This window comes from Flavobacterium pallidum, from assembly GCF_003097535.1.
In the GTDB taxonomy this organism is placed as follows: domain Bacteria; phylum Bacteroidota; class Bacteroidia; order Flavobacteriales; family Flavobacteriaceae; genus Flavobacterium; species Flavobacterium pallidum.
This window is the reverse complement of the sequence record NZ_CP029187.1, coordinates 1,779,187-1,795,564: the sequence shown is the minus strand read 5'-3', so window position 1 is coordinate 1,795,564 and position 16,378 is coordinate 1,779,187. Positions and strand designations below refer to the sequence as shown.

Genomic DNA, 16,378 nt, shown 5'->3' with positions numbered 1-16,378 from the left:
AAAGGAATAAAATAAATTAAGATTGATGAAGAAAATACTCGGCGCCATGGCTGTTTGCCTGTTGCTCCTCTCCTGCCAAAAGGAAAAACCAAAAGGAAACCTGCACCTCACCGGAAATATCGAAGGCCTGAAAAAAGGGACGTTGTACATTACAAGGCTTGGCGACTCCTCATTCGTATCGGTCGATACGATTAAAATTGACGGCGATTCCCATTTTGAAAGCTGGCTCGACATCAAATCGCCTGAAATGTATTATATCGTCCTTGACCGCGGCAAGACCAATTCGATTGATGACAGGCTACCGTTTTTTGCGGAAGCGGGAAAAATGAACATCGAAACAACACTGGAGCAATTTTATGCCCAGGCCAAAATCACCGGTTCCAAAAACCAGCAGCTGCTCGACGACTATAAAAAAGTGAATGACCGCTTTACGTCCCAGAATCTCGATATCACCGAATTGCTTTTGAGAAAACAGCACGCTAAAGTAGCTGTGAATGCAGACAGTATTGCCCGTGTACAGGATTATGTCCTGAAACGCAAATACCTTTATGCCGCACAATTCGCCCTGAACAATAAAGACCATGAGATAGCGCCCTATATTGTGCTTTCTGAAATCAACGAAAATGCGACGGTGGTGTTGCTGGACAGGATCCGCAAAGCCCTGACACCGAAAGTAGCCAATTCTTACTACGGAAAAAAACTAACGCAATACTATAACGAAAGAAAAAAGGCAGAGCAGCAATAATTAATATTCCGCTTGTAAAAAACAAGACCATCCCTAAAAAGGATGGTTTTTTTATGCAAAATTATAGCAAAAAAAACCACCACATAAAGTGATGGTTTTTGGAGCCGATAGAGGGACTCGAACCCACGACCTGCTGATTACAAATCAGCTGCTCTAGCCAACTGAGCTACACCGGCGGCTTATTAACGGTGCAAATATAATTTTGATTTTCTAATTACCAAAAAAAAAGTGGCAAATTTTACCGAAAAAAGTAATTATAATGCGTTGATTTTAGCAATAAGCTGAGTAGCAGATTGTTCCAATTCAGTGCTGATTTGCTTGAAATGTGCTTTGGTATTTCCTGTTTTTTTAGCATTGACTTTAGCAATCAGGCTGTCAAAAGAAGCCAAAGCCTCATCGATGATTGCATTGGTTTGCTCTGTCGGCTTTCCAGTAGTCGACATTTCGAAAAGGTAAACCGCTTCGATAATATCACCTAAAACGTAATTGATGTCTTTCTTTAAATTCCTAACATTTGCCATCTTGAAATTGTTTTTTAAAATTCTGCGCAAAATTACGCAATATCTTTGGATTAGCCTAAGAAATATAAATTTCCAATACCGAAGCTGTTCCTTCAAGCGCGTAATCCGTTAATCCTGCCGGGACCAGCACGGTATCCCCTGTCTTGTATTCAAATTTTTTCCTTCCGGTAGCCAAAGAGAAATTCCCTTGCGTACACATAAAAACCCGGAAAGAATTTCCATCCTGATGTATTTCCTTCTTCCCCTCTAGCGGAATGAGATTGGTCGTAAAATACTGGCAATCCACCAAAGTATTGGATTCATTCGTAATTTTTGAATAATGTTTTTGCGCATCCACCGGATTGTAATTAATGGCTTCCAAAGCTTCCTCAACATGCAGTTGACGGGGGTTCCCGCTGGCATCCTTGCGTTCAAAGTCATAAATCCGGTATGTGATGTCTGAAGTCTGCTGGATTTCGGCAATGACCAAACCGGCACCGATGGCATGCACTGTTCCCGTTTCCAGAAAAAATACATCTCCGGGTTTCGCCTTTATCGTATCAAGCAAAGACACGATACTTTTGTCTTTAAGGCTGTCCAGATATTGCTGTGGACTTGATTTTCCCTTAAATCCGACAATGATCCGTGAATCCGGATCGGCCTGCATCACGTACCACATCTCAGTTTTCCCGAAAGAGTTGTGACGTTTCTTTGCCAATTCGTCGTTGGGATGTACCTGGATCGACAAGTCTTCACGCGCATCGAGGTATTTGAAAAGCAGCGGGAATTCATTACCAAAACGTTTATGGACTCCCATTCCCAATATTTCCTGAGGTGCTGATGCAATCACTTCGGTTAAGGGTTTTCCCTTGTATTCACCGTTTGCAACAATGCTGATGTCGCCTTTCACCGTGGATAATTCCCAGCTTTCGCCGGTAATTTCGGATGTAATTGGCTTATGAAGCAATGTTTTCAGTTTTCGCCCCCCCCAGATCCGTTCCTTCAGGATGGGTTCAAATTGCATCGGATATAGGCTTGGTTTCATTTTTATTGCAAATTTCTGTATTTTGGATATCATCAGCGTGTTACAATTTTGCCGATTTATTGTAGGATTCCTATTCGCCGCGATACGTGACAAAATTGCGTGGGGTTTCATACAACACGATTTCGAGAGAAAATTCACGCGTGATCCTGCGCCGGAGCTTATTCCAGATAACCACCGAAATATTTTCCGCTGTAGGGTTCAAATTACTAAAATCAGGCACATCAAGATTCAGGTTTTTATGGTCGAAAGCCTCTTCCACTTCTTCGGAAATCATCGTGCTCAATTCCTTGATATCCATAACATACCCGGTTTCCGGATCAATATTTCCGGTTACGCTTACGATGAGCTCATAATTGTGCCCGTGGAAATTCGGGTTGTTGCATTTACCGAAAACGGCATTGTTTTTGGCATCGCTCCAATCGCTGCGGTATAAACGGTGCGCAGCATTAAAGTGGGCTTTTCTCGAAATGGTTGCTTTCATATTACAAGGTGTGTTCTTCGAGGTAATGGTAAAATTCGTCAAAAATAATACGGAACCAAACCGTGTAAATTTCAGGATGTTTGGCCATATCTGCTTTGATGTCTTCAACAGACATCCATTTCCAATCTTCGGCTTCCTCTGTATTTAATTCCGGTTCACCGTTGTACCATCCAATCATGACATGGTCGAGCTCATGCTCTGTAAGGCCATTATCAAAAGGCGCTTTGTAGATAAAATGGAATAATTCCTTTAATTCTGTACGGAAGCCCATTTCGTCAAACAAACGGCGCGTGCCTGCTTCAATATTGGTTTCGCCCTCACGCTGGTGGCTGCAGCAGGTGTTGGTCCACAACAATGGAGAATGGTATTTGTTTGCAGCGCGCTGCTGCAGCATGATTTCCTTGTTGTCATTGAGTATAAAAATTGAGAATGCGCGATGTAACAGCGCTTTTTCATGTGCTTCCAGTTTGGGCATTAATCCAATCTGGTTGTCGTTTCTATCGACCAAAATTACCTTTTCTTCTATCATGGCGTTCATATTGCTCCCAAAAATACGAAAAACTCATGGCTTCAAATGGCTTTAAATGTATTATACAAAATTAAATGCCAAAATAGAATTTACTTTTACAAGTGTTTTAATCGGTGTTGTATGTGAAATGAAAACTTTAACAAATGCTGTGTAATTTACGCAACAGAAGAAAAAATTAATTCCTTAGGGATGCAAGCGCCCTTTCCCCGAAACTAAAATACGATTTTCGCCAAACATCGCTTTACGTAAAATCCACACCAATTGTTAAAAGTGAACCCAAAGTATTTGCACAGCCATTTTAAATGACAATCCTGAAAAATACATTCGGTGTAATACCAAGGGAATAATAATCATTCCGTTTATAACGCTCATTCGCCAAATCGCCCACACTTACAAACTGCCGCTCATATTCACGGCTGATAATGCTTTTCCTGTTGTAAAGGTTATATATTGAAAAACCGGTCCTAAACTTGATTTTGCCCGATGAAAATGTGTATTCGCACGACACATCCATCCTATGGTATACGGGCAGGTTGTTTTCATTGAAGGATTCAATCATACCGCGTTCATTGATGTAGCTATAGGGCTTTCCGGTGTGCCAAAACCAGCCCAAAGCCGCCGAAAATTGTTTCCATTTTTTATTGAGGTTCACATTTACCGCATGCGCAATATTGCTGTTTGCCGTAAAATAACGCCCGGCGTGAAGTCCTTCAAATTTATTTTGCGAATCCTGAAATGAATAAGTGACCGAAGTGCGCCAATCTTTCGCTTTCTTCTGTACAAAAACCTCAGCGCCTTTTGTAAAACCCTGCCCTTTGGATGTCGCTTGGTCATTTTGGTTGAAAAAACCAAAGTTGAGCCCGGTGATGCCATTGATGGTTTTATAATAACCATCAACATCGAGCAGCCAATTATTTTCCTTATAAATAAATCCCGCCGAAAACTGGTTCGCTTTCTGGATTGGGTATTTTTCATTATCCGACAAAACCCAGACATAATTCTCGAGACTCAGGTCATTGATGCTGTTCTCGCGTGCCTGGCTCATAAACTGGTTTTTCCTTTCATAGGAAAACTGCAACACCAGGGCCTCAGTAATCTTATTTTGGATGAAAAGCCGCGGCTCGAAAGTATGCATTTCAGTTTTACTGAAATAATTATACCGTAAACCAGTCTGGAAACGCCAACGCTGCAATGCATAATCATGGCTGAGATACACGGCATGCAATACATTGAAAAGCTTCCGTTGGTTCAGATCAATACCGACATCCTGATTGTAAGTATTAAACAAATGTGACACGTCATTTCCTGAAACCTGGTAGCCGTAATCGAGCTGCATTTTTTGGTTTATGAGTGAATGGAAGCTGATTTCAGCGCCCGAATTTACAATCCTGTTCAATTTTTTAAACACTTCGTAATCCTGAGTGGTGTCATTTTCCTTCTTTTTCGAGTACCGGAAATCATACACCGAATAATAAGCTGAAAACTTCTGAGAAAACCGGTCTGAAAACTGATGGTGCCAATTGACGCTGTAACCATCATCCAAAATGCTCATCTGCTGGCTGGAGGTACTGTCGGCGGTGATTTTATATTTGTAATTCAGGTCGTTGTTGATGGACAAGCCCGTAATTGTAATCGTGGATTTATCCGAGGGCTTAAAAATAATTTTCGCCAAATAATCATAAAACTGGAATGTATTACTGTCGTTGAAAGATTTGAAATCCGTGTTTTGGAACACCTTATTGGCCAATTGGTTGAAAGTCGTGCTGCGCCACAATTCCGTAAAGGATTTCCTGCCGGAAACCTGTACATCCAGTTTGTTTTTTATAATTGGAACCTGCATAAAACAATCTGCATTGAGCGCATTCACGCCTGCATTTATTGTGGCTTGCTGCTCCAGTTTGCCCGACGTTTCGATATCGATGACACTCGATGCCCGTTCGCCATAGTTCGCGGGGGTGGCCTTGTTGTAAAAGCTCACACTTTTTACGATATTCGGATTAATGCCCGAAATCATCCCAAACAAATGCCCCGGATGGTAAAGCCTGATGCCATCAAGCAGCATAAGGTTCTGGTCCTGGGTGCCGCCGCGTACATACATACCGGTAACGGTTTCATTGGGGCTTTTTACGCCTGGCAATTGCTGTAATGACAACAAAACATCGGAATCTGTGACGCCTGCAAGGACTTCAGACTTTTGTGGCAACAATACAAAACGCTGGTTGTATTTACTCACGCCATTGATCAAAAATGACCCGATAACCACTTCATTCAACGGAATCAGCCTATTGTTTTCATCAATTGAAACCAGCGCATAATACCTGTCGCTGATTTTCTTCGCCTGAAGTTTTGCCTGGATTTCAATTTCAAGGTTAATACCCTCAATGCTGTACTGTTTTTTCAGTAATAAAAACCGTTTATCGGCTATTAAACTGTCGGCGTAGGAATATTTGACATCAAATTCCTTTTCGATCTTAATGATGGCTTTTGCCAATGGCATCAGCTCACATTCAAATGCTTTTGATTGGGAAAAAACGGCATTCGAAAGAAGGAAAAGACACGCAAATAAAATCCTATTCATTGGTCACTTCTATTGTATCAGGGCGCGATGCTTTGTATTTTAAACCCAGCGGCAGGCATATTGACTGCATCGCTTTATTGAGGTCGGTATGGGAAATCGCTCCTGTAAAGCCGATGTTTTTAACACTTTCCGGATAATTGATCTTAATGCCGTATTGATTTTTAATTTTCCCGAAGACCACTTCAGCCGGTGTTTTGAAGAAACTGCTTTCATCTGTCACAGACTTAGTTTCCTGGTTCCATTCGGTAAATTTATCTTTGTAAAAACTCACGCTTCTCCCCGGCTTTAAAACCACAGTACCACTTCCCGAAGTTACGCTGACCATGCCTTCATCGCAATGCACTTCAAAATAGGATCCGGAAGCAATGACATTGAATTTTGTCCCTAAAACAACCACTTTTCCAAGCGATGTATTCACGGTAAATTTACTGCCTTTGGCGACTTCAAAATAAGCTTCGCCCTTCAGGCACAAATTGCGGCTGTACTGAAACAAATTGGAATATGACAACGATGATTTTGCGGCAATCCGTACTGTAGAATGGTCCGCAAGCGTCACGCTTTGCTGCTGTCCGAAGCCCGTAGCAACCGTGTTATCGTCAAACGCATAAAAACCAATCGCAATAAGAATAAGCACTGACGCCGCCGCAGAAAGGTACTTCCACAACGGAATGACCCGGGTTTTATTTTCTGGAACAGCCTGAAGTTTTTCCTTAATCGATTGAAAATGGGTTTCCACTCCGGGGGTTTCCAGATGATAACCGGACAACACATTTTTTATTTTCTGGTAATACAGGAATTCTTCCTTTGAAATGATCTGTTGCAGTTCGGCATCTGTCATTCGGTCTTCAAACCATTCGGCTAAGTAGGTTTCGTGGTTTTCCATAACGATAATTTCAAATATTAGTTGTTGTCTTCCGCAAGGTGATTAACGCCTGGTGCATCCGCTTTTCGATGGCTTTTACAGATAATCCCAATGTTTCCGCGATTTCTGTATACGATTGGTTTTCAAAACGATTCAACAGGAACACCTCACGTTGCCTGTCGGGCAGGTTGCTTATGGCATTTTCGAGTTTATTTTTGAACTCTGTTTCCTCCATCAGGAATTGCGGTGATTCGCCGTCGGCTGTTTTTGGCACAAAATTTACCTGGAAATTACTGACGACTTTCTTATGTTTAATCTGGTTCAGCGAAAGCCTGATGGCTGTTGTAAACAAAAAGCTTTTCGCCTGCTCGTTCTTCAATATGCTGCAATTTTCCCATAATTTCACGAAAGCATTCTGCGCGACATCATCGGCCAGGTCAGCATCCCGGTACCTGAAAACCAGGAAATTCCTCAGCATTTTATAATGGGCATCAAAAACCCGCCGGAAAGCAGCCGGTTCACATAAAACCCCGTGATTGTCTGTATTTATATCCATCGGTTTAAAAAAGCATTACCACATGTCGTGAAAAACATGTGGCAATAGCTACCGGAATCGGTTTATATTAGTTACAATGCGTGCTGATAAATTGTGAAAACTGCATGGCGCTTGAAATCGTAATCGAGCTCACCGGCGTATCCATCACCTGTACCGGGTAGTGGAAATCAGGCAATGCAGACTCGCTTGGGAAATAATACTGGAGCAACTCCCCATCATTATTTACGGTAACCAAAGCGCCCTGGTATTCCACCTGAAGCGGATAACTCATCTGGAAACATGTCCCGAGCAGGCCGCCGAAATTGTCTGGCGACACGATGCCGCAATCAATAAAATCAGCTTCGTTATAACCGGCGCAGGCTGCAAGGCAGGAATTCCCGAAAGTCCTCACGCCACCCAATCCGTCGTTGACGCATACAGGATCGAAGTTTTCAGGGCAGCCGCAATTATTATTCGTACCACAATCTACAAAATCCGCTTCAGTATAACCGTCGCAGGCCGCGTGGCAGGCGTTACTGTAAGTGATCGTATTGCCAAACCCATCATTGACACATACGGGGTTGTAATCGGCAGGACAGATACAATCAGTATTTCCTTCACACTCGTCAAAAAGTTCGAACAGTTCATATAGGTTATTTACCTCATAGGTCTGGCCATTTGCAGTAAGCGAAATCGGGTAAACGAAATCTACGATATAATCATCTGAATTCGAAGTTGGCGATGCAAAGAAACTATACAGCTCGCTTTCATTGTGTATAGTGATTGTTTCATTATCCTGATTAATCACTGAAAAAGGGTATACGATATCATAACAATCGAACACATAAATTTCCTCATCAATCGTATCAAAACCGCAGGATTGCACCAGTGCCATGAACTCATCTTCATTGTTGATCGTCGTAATGGTCATTTCCTCCTGCACCTGGAAAGGGAACTGTATGCCTTCAAGGTAAAAATTCTCGGTTTCAGCTTCGAGCAATGCGATAAGGCCGTCGTAGGAATTGACTTCAATAACAGTTCCGTTATTGTAGGATAGCGTAATCGGGTAAACGAAATTAAAACACAGTGCCTGGTCACCGCTGCCATCCCTTCCGGCAGTGCCGATCGTTTTCTTGATTTGTTTCAGCGTGGTCCTTAACGAAATACTCGCATCAGTGTTTACCGGATTGTTCACCGGGCTTTCATCTGCGCAGGAAGTAAGTGCCAGTGCTGCTACACTGAGGAAGAGGAATAATAATTTAATCTTTTTCATAACAATTTTTTTTAAGAGTTTAAGTCTTAGACAACTCAAAAACCGAACACCCTACTTTTTTTTTCCTTACAATCCTTTTAACACTGCTCCAATCTTCAAAGCGCATTTCTCGCCGTCGATTGCTGCAGAAATAATCCCTCCCGCATAGCCTGCACCTTCAGCACACGGATAAAGCCCTTTTATCTGCAAATGTTCGAGTGTTTCCGGATCGCGCGGAATCCTGACGGGCGAAGACGTTCGCGATTCTGGTGCGTGCAATATGGCATCATTCGTAAAGTAGCCTTTCATGGATTTGCCGAATTCAACAAAGCCTTCACGTAATGTCTGTGTCAGGAATCCCGGGAAAACATCACCGAGCTCCGTTGAAGTCGTTCCCGGAACATAAGAAGTTTTTGGGATGTCAGAAGAAATTTTCCGCTGTGAGAAATCGACCATCCGCTGTGCAGGCACTTTCTGTGTTTGCCCCGCCGACTGCCACGCTTTTTGTTCAATGTTTTTCTGAAATTCCATTCCGGCCAGCGCTCCGAACTTAGCGAATGGCTTAAAATCTTCCAGTTTCAATTCGATGACAATCCCTGAATTCGCCGTGGCCTGATCCCTTTTTGATGGTGACCAGCCATTGGTAACCACTTCGCCCTGACTCGTGGCGCAGGGTGCAATGACACCACCCGGGCACATGCAGAAGGAATACATGCCGCGTCCGTTCACTTGTTTTACAATTGAATAGGGCGCAGGCGGCAGGAATGCTCCGCGGTAATCGCAACTGTACTGGATTTTATCGATGAGTTCCTGCGGATGTTCCGCTCTTACGCCCAATGCAAAAGGCTTTGCCTCAATCAGGATTTTTTTCCTGTCGAGCAATTCGAAAATATCGCGGGCAGAATGACCAGTGGCAAGGATGATTTTGTCAGCAGTAATTTTGTCGCCATTTTGTGTAATGATTCCCTGGACTTCGTTATGTTTTATAATGATATCGGTCAGTCTGGTTTCAAAAAGGACTGTACCGCCACATTCGATGATTTTGTCACGGATGTCGCTGATGATTTGCGGTAATTTATTGGTCCCGATATGCGGATGTGCTTCGACGAGTATATCTGCGGAAGCGCCAAAAGCGACAAGCAATCGCAAAATCCTGTCTACGTCGCCGCGCTTTTTGGAACGGGTATATAATTTCCCATCGGAATAGGTCCCTGCACCGCCTTCGCCAAAACAATAATTGCTGTCTTCGTTGACGATATGATCGCGATTAATGGCCTTGAGGTCACGGCGGCGGCCGCGTACGTCTTTACCACGCTCAATGACTATAGGTTTTAACCCAAGCTCGATCAGCTGCAAAGCTGCGAATAATCCGGCAGGCCCTGCACCCACTACGATCACCTCTTTTGCATTAGATACATTAGGATAGCCGGGCATTTGAGGTATTTCTTCCGCAAAATCCTCACCCTGAAAAAAAATATTGATTTTAAGATTAATCTTGATGGCTTTCTGCCGGGCATCAATCGAGCGTTTTAGTATGGATATATGCTGTATTTCCGGGACCGATGTACAAATGAGTTTCGCCACATGGTCAAGCAATAACAGTTGATTTGCAGCAATCTCAGGGGAAACCTGTATGAGGAGTTCTTTTGGCATGGGGCAAATTTAGGGAATTATTTTCAGTCGCAGTGGGCAGTTGCAGTGGGCAGCAGGTGCCGACTTATTAGATTGGACTGATACTGCGACAGGGATGGAAGCGGCATCCTTTTTCAAATCCCGAAGGGTTTGAAAAAGATATAGTGTACAGCCCGGCCGTTCGCCCTAAAATCCATTTTCTTTTTCCTCAAACGCGTGCAGCGCAAAAGTTGCCAGCCAATGTTCGCCTTCATAATTGCCATCGACAACCGAGGGGAGTGAGAATTGAAAATGTTTATCTGCCAATGCTTTGAGATGCGAAAACTGTTTCGGGTACTGGCGGATCAAATGATAGAGGTTCCACGCGCGGCTGAAGTTGAGCCCATCCAGGTGTACAAGGTGCCCGTCGGTACGGTCGGAAACCTTTGCAGGTTCCCAATCGAATTTTTTATTGAAGAGCTGCGGCGCGAATTTATGTAGCCATGCCAGGAAATCCTTTTCAGGCATCACACGCTGCATAATTGCCATTTCTTCAAGGCAGGGCGAAAGGAAATCTGTCCCGCTGGGTTCCCAGTTAAACGGGCAGCCCGTGTCATTTTGAAATAACCGGATGGCATTTTCTCGGATGCTTTTCTTAAAAACTTCATTGTTGGTATGGACGGCATAATCCCAGGCGAATGTGAGTCCAAAGCCAGTATTAGGGTGCATTCCCATCCGTATCGGATACAATAATTTCGGCAGGAATTCGATATATCTTTCGACAATTAAATCAGACAATGGCTTTAAGTTTGCGGCCATTTCTTTTGCAAATGGCGCGTTGAATGTGTCGAGTTCGAGTTGCAGTTTCAGCACCCAATTCCAGCCATAAGTGCGTTCAAATGATTTTTCATGGTTTTTGGAAAGGTATGCCAGTTCCTTTTGGATATTTTCTTTGGAAAGGTTGATTTGCAGTTTTCGGATGATTTCCTCCCTTTTGTCCAATGCCGGAAATTTTTTCAGAAGGTATACCAGGCTCCAATGTCCATGTACCGAGGAATGCCAGTCAAAACAGCCGTAAAACGCAGGATGCAGTTGTTTAGGCGATTGGATTTCTGTGGAATCGATCAGCATTTGCCCTAATTTATTCGGATACTCCTGCTGCAGGCATTTGATTGGCAAGGTCGCCAGGTGATTCGCTTGCTGCAAAGTTAGTTCCTGCGAAATCAGAAAAGAAGGAATGATTAGCAATAAAAGAAGACTGATATTTTTCATCAATGAAGTTTTCTCAAAAATAAGAAAATAGGTGCAGGATACAAGGTGCGGGGCGCAGGGAATTTGATTATATGGGATAACTACAACCTAAGGCTTAATCTATATCTTTGCTTTAAAATGTACAAAATGCAAGCTAAACCCTGAACCTTATACCTGAACCCTCAAAAATGTCACGACAAATAAAACTCATCTGGGATTTCCGCGGACCAGCCTCAGCAAAAACAGCGGAGCACCATGAAATCCATCTTAAGGAATATATTATCGCTGAAAAACTCCCGTTGAACCTCACAGGCTTTGACACTTTCGGGGAAATGCATGCCATCGCGTTTATGGTGGTCACTGACGAAAATATGATTGCGGTAAGGGATGCATTGAAACCGCACCGGGGAGAAGTGTTCAGTGGGCAGTAACAGTCGGCAGCCACTGCAAAATGAAAACTGCGACTGCAAACTAATTCGCTACTTCGCTGATAAACTTGATCCGCATCAAGCGCAGTTCATCAATATCATAGTCACCGTCGAATTCCTTTAGGGCATCTTCAATCCCATCGCTTTCAGATTCCATAAAGTAATCGTGGATTTCTTCCTGTTGTTCGTCGTCAAGCATTTCATCAACCCAGTATTTGATGTTGAGTTTGGTTCCGGAATACACGATTTGCTCCATTTCTTTCAATAAGGCATCCATCGTAAGGCCTTTTGAGGCAGCAATATCGTCCAATGGCAGCTTGCGGTCGATATTCTGGATGATGTATAATTTGTTGACAGAATTCGCACCAGTTGATTTAACCACAAGGTCGTCAGGACGGGTGATGTCATTTTCTTCAACATAACGGTTGATGAGTTCAATAAAATCCTTTCCGTATTTTTTGGCTTTTCCTTCTCCTACACCGTGAACATTTCCAAGTTCATCCAGTGTTACGGGATATTTCAGCGCCATATCCTCCAACGAAGGATCCTGGAATACTACAAACGGCGGCACACCGAGTTTTTTTGCCACTTTTTTGCGGAGTTCACGCAGCATGCCCATCAGCGCCTCGTCAGCGGTTCCGGATGATTTGGCTGCAGTGACAATCGCATCGTCCTCTGCCTCACTGTATTCATGGTCTTCGGACATCATAAACGACTGAGGATTGTCAAGGTAATCAAGGCCTTTTTCTGTAATTTTTAAAATACCATAAGTTTCAATATCTTTTGACAGAAGCCCTTCCACCAATACCTGTCGGATCAGCGCCATCCAGTAGCGTTCATCGAAAGTCTCGCCGGAGCCGAAGAAACTCTGCGTATCGGTTTTATGTGCCTTGATTACGGCGTTGATTTTCCCGATCAGCGTAAAGATGACTTCTTTTGATTTGTATAAATGCTTGGTATCGCGAACGACTTTAAGCAATTGGATGACCTGTTCTTTGGCTTCGACTTTGCTTTTCGGATTGCGGACATTGTCATCCATATCGGCACCTTCGCCGATTTCGCTGTCAAAATCCTCACCGAAGTAATGCAGCAGGAATTTGCGGCGCGACATCGAGGTTTCTGCGTAAGCGACTACTTCCTGCAGCAACGCAAAACCGATTTCCTGCTCAGCGACTGGCTTTCCGGACATGAATTTTTCCAGTTTCTCCACATCCTTATAAGAATAATAAGCAATACAATGCCCTTCACCGCCGTCACGCCCTGCGCGGCCGGTTTCCTGGTAATAGCTTTCAAGCGATTTCGGGATGTCGTGGTGGATCACGAAACGGACATCGGGTTTATCAATTCCCATCCCGAATGCGATGGTGGCCACGACCACTTCCACGTCTTCCATCAGGAACATGTCCTGGTGGCGGGCGCGGGTTTTGGCATCAAGCCCTGCATGATAAGGAACGGCGCTGATGCCGTTGACTTTCAGTACATCGGCAATGGCTTCCACTTTTTTACGGCTTAAGCAATAAATGATGCCGGATTTGCCTTTATTCTGTTTAATGAAACGGATGATGTCTGCTTCGACATTCTTGGTTTTTGGCCGTACCTCATAAAAAAGGTTCGGGCGGTTGAACGAAGCCTTGAACGTGTTGGCATTCGTCATATCGAGGTTTTTCAGGATGTCTTCCTGTACTTTCGGCGTGGCGGTAGCGGTTAAGCCGATAATCGGGACATCGCCCAATTGACGGATAATATGACGCAGGTTCCTGTATTCAGGGCGGAAATCATGACCCCATTCCGAGATGCAATGCGCCTCGTCGATGGCCACAAATGAGATCGGCACGCTCTTCAGGAACGTCACATATTCTTCTTTTGTAAGCGATTCCGGCGCCACGTAAAGCAATTTTGTCAATCCGGACGTAATGTCTTTTTTGACCTGGGTAATTTCCGTTTTGGTAAGGGATGAATTCAAAACATGCGCCACGCCATTTTCCGAAGAAAGGCTGCGGATGGCATCAACCTGGTTTTTCATGAGTGCGATAAGCGGGGAAACTACAATCGCGGTACCCTCTTTTATAAGTGCCGGCAATTGATAACAAAGCGACTTGCCGCCACCTGTCGGCATGATTACAAAGGTGTTGTGCCCTGCAATAATGCTGCTGATGACCCTTTCCTGCAAGCCTTTAAACTGGCTGAAACCAAAATACTTTTTTAATTCTTTGTAGATATCGATTTCGTCTGAATTCATTCTTTACTTAAGGGAATTTACGTAAATTTGCAAATCTAAAGATAGGAACTTTCTTTAAACCTTACAAACTTTATACTATTTCTGTTTTGACAAAAGACCACGATATACTTACTGTCGCCCGCCGAACGATTCTCTCTGAAAGCCAGGCCATAGCACAGCTCGCAGGTTTACTTACAGACCACTTTTCAAAAGCCGTTGAATTGATTTACCACGCTGAAGGCCGTCTCATTGTAACCGGAATCGGCAAGAGTGCCATCATTGCCCAGAAAATCGTTGCTACGATGAATTCGACCGGCACGCCATCGATGTTCCTGCATGCCTCTGAAGCTATTCATGGGGATCTTGGGATGGTGCAGCCAGGTGATGTTGTAATCTGCATTTCAAAAAGCGGGAACAGCCCTGAAATCAAGGTGTTGGTACCGATACTCAAACGCTTTGGCAATACTTTAATTGCGATGACGGGAAATATTAACTCGTTTTTGGCAAAAGGCGCCGATTTCATACTTAATACTACTGTCGAATCAGAAGCGGACCCTATCAACCTGGCCCCGACAAACAGTACTACCGCGCAATTGGTGATGGGCGATGCCATTGCCGTCTGCCTGATGGAACTGCGCGATTTCAAAAGTGGGGATTTTGCAAAATACCATCCCGGGGGCGCTTTGGGCAAAAAACTTTTATTACGTGTAAATGACATGCTCGAAGACAGCCACAAACCAATGGTAACCCCGGATGCACCGGTCAAGAAAGTGATTTTTGAAATCTCCGAAAAGAGGCTTGGCGTGACGGCGGTCATTGAAGATAATAAAGTCATCGGAATCATTACTGACGGGGATATCCGACGTATGCTGAACAATACCGATACGATTGCAGGCCTTACAGCCAGAGACATCATGACCAAAAATCCTAAGATTATCAAAACTACAGATATGGCAATGGATGCCCTGAATATCATGGAGGATTTTTCGATAACGCAGCTTGTCGTTTGCGATCATGACGATTATAAAGGCATTATCCATTTGCATGACATCTTAAAAGAAGGAATTGTATAATGGCTAAAAAAAATAAAGAACAGATGTCCTTTATGGACCATCTTGAGGATTTGAGGTGGATGCTGATCCGAAGTACGGTAGCCATCCTTGTGCTGGCTTCGGCTTCTTATTTCTTCATCGATTTTATATTCAACACAGTGATTTTCGGGCCATCAAATCCTGATTTTATTGTGTACCAATGGTATTGCCAACTAATCCAATGGCTGGAACTGGATGCGACCACCGCCTGTTCGACCAGTTTCGATTTTGAGATCATCAATACCGATGTGGGCGGCCAGTTTTCCATCTTTTTATGGACCTGCATCACTACCGGATTCGTACTTGCAGTGCCTTATATCCTTTGGGAGGTCTGGAAATTCATCAGCCCGGCACTGTATGAAAAGGAACGCAAGGGTGCAGCATCATTCGTAATTGTATCGTCTCTGCTTTTTTTTACCGGCGCTTTGTTTGGATATTTTATCATCATCCCGCTTTCGGTAAACTTCTTCGGGACATTTATCGCCACTGATTTCATTGAAAATAAATTCACGGTCGATTCCTATATGTCGATGATCAAGATGTCGGTGATTGCTTCAGGCATCGTGTTTGAAATCCCTATTATCATTTACTTCCTGGCCAAATTCGGCATCGTGACAGGCGATTTCCTTAGGAAGTATCGAAAAATCGCCATCGTCATCATCCTAATTATTGCAGCAATCGTTACCCCGCCGGACATCCCGAGCCAGGTGATCGTTTCCATCCCCATTTTACTGCTGTATGAAATCAGCATATTCATCGCCGACAGGCTTACCAAAAAAAGACTGAAAAATGAGCCACTTAGTAAATGAATTCAATGAGTACCGTTCAAAAATGAACGAGAAGTTATTGTCCGACAATAATAAAGTCATCAAGCGCATCTTTAACCTTGACACCAACGCTTACGCAGAAGGTGCTCTGGATGTAAAGACAAAAGAACTGCTCGGGTTGGTAGCATCCACCGTGCTTCGCTGCGACGACTGCATCAAATACCACCTCGAGACAAGCCATAAGGAAGGCGTTACCAAAGAGGAAATGATGGAAGCCATGGGCATCGCCACACTCGTTGGCGGGACAATCGTGATTCCTCATCTGAGGCGGGCCTATGAGTTTTGGGAAGCGCTCGAAGAAAGTGCACAGTAGGCAGTTGCAGCAGGCAGTCCTAAACGCAAAATTGACGTTAAAAGTAAAAATCAAATAAATACATTTCGTTTATTTGCACTCATAAAATTAAAGGCACTAAGGCACTCAGGCA

16 protein-coding genes and 1 tRNA gene are annotated in these 16,378 nt (G+C 43.7%); 5 read left to right on the top strand and 12 right to left on the bottom strand.

The window, feature by feature from the left end:
• The first annotated feature begins 25 nt into the window (after positions 1 to 25).
• Positions 26 to 745: a DUF4369 domain-containing protein gene (locus HYN49_RS07205; protein WP_108903488.1), complete on the top strand. Its 720-nt coding sequence runs from the start codon at positions 26 to 28 to the stop codon at positions 743 to 745.
• A 99-nt stretch (positions 746 to 844) separates the two neighbouring features.
• Here HYN49_RS07205 and HYN49_RS07200 read toward each other — a convergent pair.
• The 11 genes from HYN49_RS07200 to HYN49_RS07150 all read right to left on the bottom strand — a co-directional run bounded on the left by HYN49_RS07200 (position 845) and on the right by HYN49_RS07150 (position 11,410).
• Positions 845 to 921 (bottom strand) — tRNA-Thr (locus HYN49_RS07200).
• A gap of 78 nt (positions 922 to 999) precedes the next feature.
• The gene (locus HYN49_RS07195) at positions 1,000 to 1,266 is read right to left on the bottom strand and encodes a hypothetical protein (RefSeq protein WP_108903487.1); all 267 of its coding nucleotides are present in this window, start codon (positions 1,264 to 1,266) and stop codon (positions 1,000 to 1,002) included.
• 55 nt (positions 1,267 to 1,321) lie between these two features.
• Positions 1,322 to 2,290 carry a type I phosphomannose isomerase catalytic subunit gene (locus tag HYN49_RS07190; RefSeq protein ID WP_108903486.1) on the bottom strand — a complete coding sequence of 323 codons (969 nt, stop codon included), beginning with the start codon at positions 2,288 to 2,290 and terminating at the stop codon, positions 1,322 to 1,324.
• Positions 2,291 to 2,360: 70 nt separating this feature from the next.
• Positions 2,361 to 2,771 carry a 6-pyruvoyl trahydropterin synthase family protein gene (locus HYN49_RS07185; protein ID WP_108903485.1) on the bottom strand — a complete coding sequence of 137 codons (411 nt, stop codon included), beginning with the start codon at positions 2,769 to 2,771 and terminating at the stop codon, positions 2,361 to 2,363.
• Position 2,772: 1 nt separating this feature from the next.
• Complete coding sequence (gene idi / locus HYN49_RS07180; protein ID WP_108904985.1) at positions 2,773 to 3,300, bottom strand: isopentenyl-diphosphate Delta-isomerase; 528 nt, start codon at positions 3,298 to 3,300, stop codon at positions 2,773 to 2,775.
• A 298-nt stretch (positions 3,301 to 3,598) separates the two neighbouring features.
• Positions 3,599 to 5,878 (bottom strand): TonB-dependent receptor plug domain-containing protein, encoded by a 2,280-nt coding sequence (locus HYN49_RS07175; protein ID WP_108903484.1) that lies wholly within the window; start codon positions 5,876 to 5,878, stop codon positions 3,599 to 3,601.
• Positions 5,871 to 6,761 (bottom strand): FecR domain-containing protein, encoded by an 891-nt coding sequence (locus HYN49_RS07170; RefSeq protein ID WP_108903483.1) that lies wholly within the window; start codon positions 6,759 to 6,761, stop codon positions 5,871 to 5,873. Before HYN49_RS07170 ends, HYN49_RS07175 begins: the two co-directional genes overlap by 8 nt.
• Positions 6,762 to 6,771: 10 nt before the next feature.
• Complete coding sequence (locus HYN49_RS07165; protein WP_108903482.1) at positions 6,772 to 7,296, bottom strand: RNA polymerase sigma factor; 525 nt, start codon at positions 7,294 to 7,296, stop codon at positions 6,772 to 6,774.
• A gap of 67 nt (positions 7,297 to 7,363) precedes the next feature.
• On the bottom strand, positions 7,364 to 8,548 hold the full coding sequence (locus HYN49_RS07160; RefSeq protein WP_108903481.1) for a Kazal-type serine protease inhibitor domain-containing protein: 1,185 nt from the start codon (positions 8,546 to 8,548) through the stop codon (positions 7,364 to 7,366).
• Positions 8,549 to 8,614: 66 nt separating this feature from the next.
• Positions 8,615 to 10,180, bottom strand: coding sequence for an NAD(P)/FAD-dependent oxidoreductase (locus tag HYN49_RS07155; protein WP_108903480.1), 1,566 nt, complete (start codon positions 10,178 to 10,180; stop codon positions 8,615 to 8,617).
• A 165-nt stretch (positions 10,181 to 10,345) separates the two neighbouring features.
• Positions 10,346 to 11,410: a DUF2891 domain-containing protein gene (locus HYN49_RS07150; protein WP_108903479.1), complete on the bottom strand. Its 1,065-nt coding sequence runs from the start codon at positions 11,408 to 11,410 to the stop codon at positions 10,346 to 10,348.
• A gap of 167 nt (positions 11,411 to 11,577) precedes the next feature.
• Between HYN49_RS07150 and HYN49_RS07145 the strand changes: the two genes are divergently transcribed.
• The gene (locus tag HYN49_RS07145) at positions 11,578 to 11,820 is read left to right on the top strand and encodes a hypothetical protein (protein ID WP_108903478.1); all 243 of its coding nucleotides are present in this window, start codon (positions 11,578 to 11,580) and stop codon (positions 11,818 to 11,820) included.
• A gap of 40 nt (positions 11,821 to 11,860) precedes the next feature.
• Here HYN49_RS07145 and recQ read toward each other — a convergent pair whose 3' ends face one another.
• Complete coding sequence (gene recQ, locus HYN49_RS07140) at positions 11,861 to 14,056, bottom strand: DNA helicase RecQ (protein ID WP_108903477.1); 2,196 nt, start codon at positions 14,054 to 14,056, stop codon at positions 11,861 to 11,863.
• A gap of 86 nt (positions 14,057 to 14,142) precedes the next feature.
• Here recQ and HYN49_RS07135 point away from each other — a divergent pair, with 86 nt between their 5' ends.
• Genes HYN49_RS07135 through HYN49_RS07125 form a run of 3 tightly spaced genes read left to right on the top strand, consistent with a single transcriptional unit; the run spans position 14,143 to position 16,266 of the window.
• Positions 14,143 to 15,108: a KpsF/GutQ family sugar-phosphate isomerase gene (locus tag HYN49_RS07135; protein WP_245892144.1), complete on the top strand. Its 966-nt coding sequence runs from the start codon at positions 14,143 to 14,145 to the stop codon at positions 15,106 to 15,108.
• Positions 15,108 to 15,935 carry a twin-arginine translocase subunit TatC gene (gene tatC, locus HYN49_RS07130; RefSeq protein ID WP_108903476.1) on the top strand — a complete coding sequence of 276 codons (828 nt, stop codon included), beginning with the start codon at positions 15,108 to 15,110 and terminating at the stop codon, positions 15,933 to 15,935. Before HYN49_RS07135 ends, tatC begins: the two co-directional genes overlap by 1 nt.
• Positions 15,916 to 16,266: a carboxymuconolactone decarboxylase family protein gene (locus HYN49_RS07125; protein ID WP_108903475.1), complete on the top strand. Its 351-nt coding sequence runs from the start codon at positions 15,916 to 15,918 to the stop codon at positions 16,264 to 16,266. The genes tatC and HYN49_RS07125 overlap by 20 nt, the downstream gene beginning before the upstream one ends.
• Positions 16,267 to 16,378 lie beyond the last annotated feature (112 nt).